Origin of the sequence: Desulfovibrio sp. ZJ200 (assembly GCF_011039095.1) — a bacterium.
Taxonomy (GTDB): domain Bacteria; phylum Desulfobacterota; class Desulfovibrionia; order Desulfovibrionales; family Desulfovibrionaceae; genus Desulfovibrio.
Genome location: NZ_JAAKEH010000026.1, coordinates 42671 through 50051 on the forward strand (window position 1 = coordinate 42671; position 7381 = coordinate 50051).

At 55.8% G+C, this 7381-nt stretch carries 8 protein-coding genes and 1 tRNA gene; all 9 read left to right on the forward strand.

Features of this window, described 5'->3' with window-relative positions:
* The first annotated feature begins 69 nt into the window (after window positions 1–69).
* Entirely contained in the window at window positions 70–1713 is a 1644-nt protein-coding gene (locus G7Y52_RS08895) for a CTP synthase (RefSeq protein WP_165070601.1), read from the forward strand.
* A 317-nt stretch (window positions 1714–2030) separates the two neighbouring features.
* Window positions 2031–3458, forward strand: coding sequence for an RNA polymerase factor sigma-54 (gene rpoN / locus G7Y52_RS08900; RefSeq protein WP_165070603.1), 1428 nt, complete (start codon window positions 2031–2033; stop codon window positions 3456–3458).
* A 35-nt stretch (window positions 3459–3493) separates the two neighbouring features.
* Window positions 3494–4033 carry a ribosome-associated translation inhibitor RaiA gene (gene raiA / locus G7Y52_RS08905; RefSeq protein ID WP_165070606.1) on the forward strand — a complete coding sequence of 180 codons (540 nt, stop codon included), beginning with the start codon at window positions 3494–3496 and terminating at the stop codon, window positions 4031–4033.
* A 170-nt stretch (window positions 4034–4203) separates the two neighbouring features.
* Window positions 4204–5142: an RNase adapter RapZ gene (rapZ, locus tag G7Y52_RS08910; protein ID WP_165070608.1), complete on the forward strand. Its 939-nt coding sequence runs from the start codon at window positions 4204–4206 to the stop codon at window positions 5140–5142.
* A gap of 34 nt (window positions 5143–5176) precedes the next feature.
* Window positions 5177–5620 (forward strand): PTS sugar transporter subunit IIA, encoded by a 444-nt coding sequence (locus G7Y52_RS08915; RefSeq protein ID WP_165070610.1) that lies wholly within the window; start codon window positions 5177–5179, stop codon window positions 5618–5620.
* A gap of 2 nt (window positions 5621–5622) precedes the next feature.
* Window positions 5623–6081 (forward strand): PTS sugar transporter subunit IIB, encoded by a 459-nt coding sequence (locus tag G7Y52_RS08920; protein WP_165070612.1) that lies wholly within the window; start codon window positions 5623–5625, stop codon window positions 6079–6081.
* 135 nt (window positions 6082–6216) lie between these two features.
* Window positions 6217–6771 (forward strand): hypothetical protein, encoded by a 555-nt coding sequence (locus G7Y52_RS08925; protein WP_241159678.1) that lies wholly within the window; start codon window positions 6217–6219, stop codon window positions 6769–6771.
* A gap of 44 nt (window positions 6772–6815) precedes the next feature.
* A tRNA-Arg gene (locus G7Y52_RS08930) sits at window positions 6816–6892 on the forward strand.
* 259 nt (window positions 6893–7151) lie between these two features.
* The coding region (locus G7Y52_RS08935) for a helix-turn-helix domain-containing protein (protein ID WP_165065509.1) at window positions 7152–7381 on the forward strand (230 nt) is incomplete at its 3' end.

Below are 7381 nucleotides of genomic sequence, written 5' to 3' on the forward strand. Positions count from 1 at the left end.
AAAAAAATCATTTTGGTGTACTGCCATCCGGTTAAGCGGATCAGCTCTTCAAGCAAAAGGTGGGAGGCCATGAAAACCAAGTTTATTTTTGTGACGGGCGGCGTCTTGTCTTCGTTGGGCAAAGGTCTGGCAGCCGCTTCTTTGGGCGCGCTGCTGCAGACGCGAGGCCTTTCAGTAACCATCCAAAAGCTGGACCCTTACATCAATGTAGACCCGGGCACCATGAACCCCTTCCAGCACGGCGAGGTTTTCGTGACCGACGACGGGGCCGAGACGGATCTCGATCTGGGCCATTACGAGCGTTACCTTGACGTGCCCATGTCCCGAAAAAACAACACGACCTCTGGCGCCATTTATAACCAGGTCATTGCCAAAGAGCGGCGCGGCGACTATTTGGGAGCCACTGTTCAGGTCATCCCGCATATTACCGATGAAATCAAGAAAACCGTGCTTTCCCTGGCTGAAGGCGAAGACGCCCCGGATGTGGCGATCATAGAAATCGGCGGCACGGTGGGCGACATCGAAGGCCTGCCTTTTCTGGAGGCAATCCGCCAGTTGCGTTCGGATCTGGGGCGCGACAACTGCCTTAACATCCACCTGACGCTGGTTCCGTATCTGCGCTGTGCCGGCGAGCACAAGACCAAGCCCACGCAGCACAGCGTCAAGGAATTGCTTTCCATCGGCATCCAGCCGGATATCATCCTTTGCCGTTGCGAGCAGAGCATACCTCAGGAAATGCGGCGCAAGATCGCGTTGTTTTGCAATGTGGATCAGGATGCGGTTTTTTCCTCTGTGGATGTGGATAATATCTATGAGGTGCCCCTCAAATTTTATGAAGAGGGCTTTGATCAGAAGGTGGCCATTATGCTGCGTCTGCCTGCGCGCAATGCCCACCTGGAAAACTGGGAAAAGCTGGTGCATGACTGCGCCAACCCTCAAGGCAAAGTGACCATTGCCATTGTGGGCAAGTATGTGGATTTGAAAGAGGCCTACAAAAGTCTGCACGAGGCTCTGATCCACGGCGGCGTGGCCAACAGGGTGGCTGTTGAACTGCGCTACGTCAACTCTGAAAACGTGGATGAACGCAATGCCGCGACGCTGTTCAAAGGCTGTAACGGCATTCTGGTGCCCGGCGGCTTCGGCTACCGGGGGGTGGAAGGTAAAATTGCAGCCATCCGCCATGCTCGTGAGAATCTTGTGCCTTTCTTCGGCATCTGCCTTGGAATGCAATGCGCGGTCATTGAATTCGCCCGCCATGTGGCCGGGCTGGACGACGCCAATTCCGAAGAGTTTAACCCGCTTTCGGATCACAAAGTCATTTATCTGATGACCGAATGGTTTGATTTCCGCACCAAGAATGTGGAAAAGCGCAATGCCGCCAGCGACAAGGGGGGCACCATGCGCCTGGGGGCGTATCCCTGCAAGATTCTCTCAGGCACCAAAGCGCACGAGGCGTATCAAAAGGCATTGATCGAGGAACGGCATCGCCACCGCTATGAGTTCAACAACGCTTTCAAGGAAAGTTTGGCTCAAAAAGGCATGGTTTTCAGCGGTACCGCGCCGGACGACTCCCTGGTGGAAATCATGGAGCTGCCTGACCATCCCTGGTTTTTGGGCTGTCAATTTCATCCCGAGTTCAAGTCCCGGCCTATGCAGGCCCACCCTCTTTTCAGGGAATTTATCAGGGCCGCCAAACAGCACGCAACATCCTGACCTGCCTTTTTTGAGAATTCCACTCCTGCCGGGCATGACCCCACAGGGAAAGGCTGTTGCCTTTCCCTGTGGGGTTTTCGGCACACGCCGCCGGTTTGAAAGCAGCCGGGATGCGGCAGGGCTTGCCCATCGGACAGCACGCCTTATCTTGGAAATTGTGCCTTTCTGTGCTCTGCCGGAGTCCAGGCCGGGCTTCTCTTTCTTTTCATGCTCGCAACCTCCGGCTATTGCATAATTTTTTCGCGTGTGGCACAGTACTTGATACAAGAAAATCTCTTCTCGGGCTTTTTCGTCCGGACTCAGCTAAAAGAGCAGACATGGCACTGGAACTTCGTCAGCAGTTAAAACTGGCTCAACAGCTTGTAATGACTCCGCAACTGCAGCAGGCCATCAAGCTGTTGCAGCTCTCGCGTCTGGAGCTGTTGGAGACTGTGCAGCAGGAATTGCTGGATAATCCTTTCCTTGAAGAATCCGCGGGCGACGATCCTGCGACTGCCGAGCAGCCGGAAAGCCGGCAGGATGCGGCGGAAGAGGGCGTTTACGACAAGGAGCTGGCTCGTGACGCGGACTGGGAGGACTATCTCGGCGAATTCGCCAGCACTCCCCGCCTTGCGCAGTCGCGCGAATCCGAAAGCGCCGAGGAAATTTCGCCGCTGGAAGCCCGGTATGCCGCAAAACCCACGCTTGAAGGCCATTTGCTCTGGCAGTTGCGCCTTTCCACGCTGAGCGAGCGCCAAAAAGAGATCGGCGAGGCGATCATCGGCAACCTCTCTTCTTCCGGCTACCTGCAGGCTACGCTGGAAGAAATCGCCGCACTGACCAGGTCCAGCCCCGAAGAAGTCCAGACGGTGCTCCAGCGCGTGCAACTGTTCGATCCCGTGGGCGTGGCCGCGCGCGACGCGCGCGAGTGCCTCCTGGTGCAGCTCAAAAATCTGCATTATGACCGCGATCCTGTTTTGCTGGATCTGGTGCAGTCGCACCTTGAGGATCTTGAGGCCAAACGCTACAAGCCCCTGCTGCGCAAGTTCAAGTTGGACATGGAGGAGCTCAAGGAATACCTGGTGATCATCCAGAGCCTTGATCCTTTGCCCGGAGCCAGTTTCGGCGGCGGCGAGCCCACCTTTGTGAGCCCGGACGTCTTTGTCTACAAGATGGGCGACGAATTCGTGATTCTGCTCAATGAGGACGGCCTGCCGCAGTTGCAGCTTTCTTCCTTGTCCCGGATGGACATGGAAGCGGCGTCGGAGAAGGAAAAAGAGTATTGCACGGAAAAAATGCGCTCGGCTTCCTGGTTGATCAAAAGCCTTTACCAGCGCCAGCGCACGCTTTATAAGGTGATGGAGAGCATTGTGCGCCATCAGCAGGCTTTTTTTGAAGACGGCGTCACAAAACTGGCCCCGTTGATTCTCAAAGACATTGCCGATGACATCGGCATGCACGAATCCACGGTCAGCCGCATTACCACCAATAAATATGTGGCCACGCCGCACGGGATCTTTGAATTGAAGTTCTTTTTCAACAGTGGCCTTGAATTGGACGACGGCAGCCATGTAGGTTCCGAAAGCGTCAAAGCCCTGATCAAGAAATTCATCGCCGAGGAGGACGCCAAGGCCCCCCTGAGCGACGAGCGCATCGGCGAAATGCTCAAGGAACGCCTTAAGGTCAACATTGCCCGGCGTACAGTGGCCAAATACCGCACTGCGCTTGATATTCCCTCGTCATCCAGGCGCAAGGAGCACTTCTGATTCCGCGTTGTGCGTTGCCATCCAAGGAGGAATGCATGAATATCTCTTTTGCCTTCAAGAATTTCGAGGCCTCCGATCATCTCAAGAAGTATGCCCGTCGCCGTATGGAAAAGCTGGGCCGTTTTTTCGGAAAGTCCGCGGGTCTGGAAGTGAGCGTGGTTCTGACGGTGGACAAGTTTCGCCATCGCTGCGAGGTGACCGTCAGCGGCGAAGGTCTGCATATCAAAGCCACGGAACAAACCACGGACATGTACGCGGCCATTGATCTTGTGACGGACAAGATAGAAGCGCAAATCAAGCGCCAGGTTTCGCGGGTCAAGGAGCAGCGCCGCACGGCTCGCAATGCCGACGTGGATGTTTTTACGTATAATCTTGACGCGCAGCCTGAGGAATCGCAGACGGTGGTGGGCACGGATCGCTTTGCGCCCAAGCCGATGCATCTTGATGAGGCAATTATGCAATTGGACTCCATTGGCGGAGAATTTCTGGTTTTTCTTAATGCGGAAAACAACCGCGTGAATGTGGTCTATCGCAGGCGCACAGCCGGCTATGCTTTGATAGATCCGGTATTGTAAGTATACATAATTTCCTGTCGGAACGATTTTTGTTACAAAGATCGTTCCGACAGGGCAGGCGTTTTGCGTATCATCTGCCGGGCCCCTTTCCGATATGCCGCAGTAAGCCCGCGGAATCAATTTTGCCTGCAACACATCCCTGTTTATTTGTGTTCGCATCGAGCATTGCCATGAGCACATCTGCCCCGCACGCCTTCCCCGATTCCCCTGGCATCAGCGCCTCGGCACATGCGCAGGCGGCGGTGCGGGCCTGCATCGTCACCGGCCTTTCCGGAGCGGGCAAAAGCACGGCTTTGCAGGTGTTTGAGGATTTGCGCTACTTTTCCGTAGACGGTCTGCCCGCCAGCCTGGCGCCGGAAATGGTCGACATGATGGAACGCCCGTCCATGAGCCATTTTAAGGGCATCGCCCTGGGCATGGATATGCGCCAGAACAATTTTCTGGATGAAATCAATGAAGCCCTGAGCGCCATGACCGCCAAGGGCATCCGGCCGCTGCTGCTTTTTCTGGAAGCCGATGCCCAGGAACTTATGCGCCGCTACGCCACCACCCGCCGTCCCCATCCGCTTGAACGGGAGGGCATGGGGCTGGAAGCGGCGCTTTCCGCGGAACGCAGCAGCTTACGCCCGCTGCGGGAAATGGCTGATCTGGTCATTGACACCTCGCGTTTCTCCATCCATGATCTGCGCAGGGCAATTCAAAAACGCTGGAGCGGCAATAAGGGCAACTTGCGGGCCATCCGCGTGAATGTCATCTCATTCGGCTTCAAATACGGCGTGCCGCGTGAGGCTGATTTTGTCTTTGACCTGCGCTTTCTGCCCAATCCCTATTTTGTTGAAAGCTTGCGCCCCCTTTGCGGCAAGGACAAAGCCGTTGCGGATCATGTCCTGGCTTCGCCCGCTGCGCAGGAATTCAAGGGCAAACTGCTCGATCTGCTTTTTTTCATGCTGCCCCTGATGGAAGCCGAAGGGCGCTACCGGGTCGCCATAGCCGTGGGCTGCACAGGCGGGCGGCATCGCTCCGTGGCCATGGCTGAAGAAATTCTGCAGGCGCTGCGCCAGGCGGATTATCCCGCTACGCTGGAGCACCGCCACCTTGAACTCGGCTGAAAAAACTGGCAGGCTTTGCTTTACGAGGATTGCCATGACGGATGAAAAAAAGGCGGCGCAGGTTGGGATTATTATTGTATCCCATGCTGATTACGGATCGGCCATGCTGCGCACTGCCGAATTTATATTGGGACCGCTGAGCGACTGCAGTTCGATCAGCGTTGATGTGGCGCATGAGGTTTCGGAAACCGTGCGCCGTTTGGATGACGCGGCCCAACGTCTGGACAAGGGCGCGGGCGTGATCATTCTCACGGACATGTTCGGCGGAACGCCGACCAATCTGGCGCTTTCCCTGTTGGGAAATCATAATGTGGAAGTGGTGACCGGCGTCAATTTGCCCATGCTGCTTAAAGTTTTCACGTCACGCGACAAAGAGCTCGAAGAACTTGCGCAGCTCGCCGGCGAGGCCGGCGCCAAGGGCATTGTTGTGGCAGGCAGCATGCTGCGCAACAGGGCCCGCGATAAATCGGGCGAATAATAATGTGGTTTCGTGTGGATAATCGACTGGTTCACGGGCAGGTCATTGAGGCCTGGCTGCCCTATACCGGAGCCAGGCATCTGGTGGTGGCCAATAATGAATTGGCCGCGGACACATTACGTCAACAGATCGTGGAATTGGCCGTGCCGCAGCGCGTTCGCACGCATTTTATCCCCCTCCGGCTGCTGGCGGCGACGCTGGACGCCTGCGGCGAGGACACTTTCGTGCTTTTTGCCAACTGCCAGGACGCACGGCGAGCCTGTGACGACGGCATAGCCATGCAGGTGCTTAATCTGGGCAATCTGCACTATGGGCCAGACAAATTGCAGCTTCTGCCCCATGTGGCCCTTTCCGCGCAGGACAGGGAGGATCTGCGCTTCATGCGGCAGCATCTGGTGCAACTTGACTTTCGTTGCGTGCCTACGGAAACCGTGCGAGGATACTATGATCAACTTCTCTGAGCTTGTATTCTCCGGGCTTCCCTACGCTTTTTTTTTGTCCTCGCGGGCGCGGCGCGCTCATCCTGCATTGTAGGCATTATCGACCGGCCCATATCCCTGGCTCTCCTTGCGGGTTTCTGCACCTCAGACTGGGCGTTGGCTCTGGCCCTGGGCATCGCCCTGGAGCTGCTCTGGCTGGATGTGCTGGAACTGGGCAGCGTGGTTCCGCCTTTCAGCGGCCTCGCTTTTTTGCTGCTGTTTCCATTGGCCGCGCATTTCGGCTGGAATCAGCCCGGCCCTTTGCTTTTGCCTTTGATCCTGACCATGTCGGCTGCCTATGCGGGAAGTTGCCTGGAAGTCCGGCAGCGCGCCGTCCAAAATCTTTTGGTGGACAGGCTGGAAGCCTGGCGCCAGGGCGACGGATGCGGCCTTTCCCCCGGGCAGGCCATTTTGCGGGCCACGCTGTTCAGGGCCTTTGGCCAATTCCTGCTCTATGCCGTATGCTACAGCCTTATTTTCAGCCTGTGTTCGGTGCTCCATGCCTGGCAGGCCGCGCCGTCCCTGCCTTTTCTGACCTGGCCCATGGTGTTCGCCGCTTCGCTGATGGGCGCCATACTCTCATTGCGTACCCGGCAGGCCTATGGCGTCCTGCTCATGGGCTTGGGAGCACTTGCGTTGCTGTTGTGGGCCCGGCAGCACGGTCTGCCATGAGGCTCCTTGACACGGCCCGCAAGAGCATCTACAAGTGGGTCCACGCGCTCGTAGCTCAGTCGGATAGAGCGATAGCCTCCTAAGCTGTAGGCCGCAGGTTCGATTCCTGCCGGGCGCACCAGAAATATTTCAGGACGTTACATGCAATAGTATGTGGCGTCCTGTTTTCGTTTTGAGGGCTCATTTCGTTTTGTGGTGCCCATATGGTGCCCACCTATCTCTACCAGCCTTCCACAAGCAGGGTGTGAGCTGTCGCGCAAAATGAGAATTTTTTTCACGGAAAATGAGAACGTGCCAGAGCATTTTTTATGCTTTGGCACGTTTTTTGAATTAGAGCAATTTGACTTTTATTTTATTTAAAAATCGTTTAGATTGCAGAGATGAAATTTGCATCTGAAGAAATCCGAACCAAGGCTGTTCATGCGTATCTTGATGGAAAAGCAACAGCCAGGCAATTGGCAGATATTTTAGGTTATACCCCGGCTAGCATCTGCAATTGGGTCAGAGCTTACCGTGAAAACCAACGATTATCAGCCAAACCCAATGGCCATCGCCCAAGTTGTTTCTCATGCGAGGAGATTCGGGAATTGCAAGCCCTTCTTGATAAAAA

What these genes read in the sequence shown, in the direction of transcription:
- G7Y52_RS08895 (WP_165070601.1), top strand. Translation starts at nt 70, where the DNA reads ATGAAAACCAAGTTTATTTTTGTGACGGGCGGCGTCTTGTCTTCGTTG.
- rpoN (WP_165070603.1), top strand. Translation starts at nt 2,031, where the DNA reads ATGGCACTGGAACTTCGTCAGCAGTTAAAACTGGCTCAACAGCTTGTA.
- raiA (WP_165070606.1), top strand. Translation starts at nt 3,494, where the DNA reads ATGAATATCTCTTTTGCCTTCAAGAATTTCGAGGCCTCCGATCATCTC.
- rapZ (WP_165070608.1), top strand. Translation starts at nt 4,204, where the DNA reads ATGAGCACATCTGCCCCGCACGCCTTCCCCGATTCCCCTGGCATCAGC.
- G7Y52_RS08915 (WP_165070610.1), top strand. Translation starts at nt 5,177, where the DNA reads ATGACGGATGAAAAAAAGGCGGCGCAGGTTGGGATTATTATTGTATCC.
- G7Y52_RS08920 (WP_165070612.1), top strand. Translation starts at nt 5,623, where the DNA reads ATGTGGTTTCGTGTGGATAATCGACTGGTTCACGGGCAGGTCATTGAG.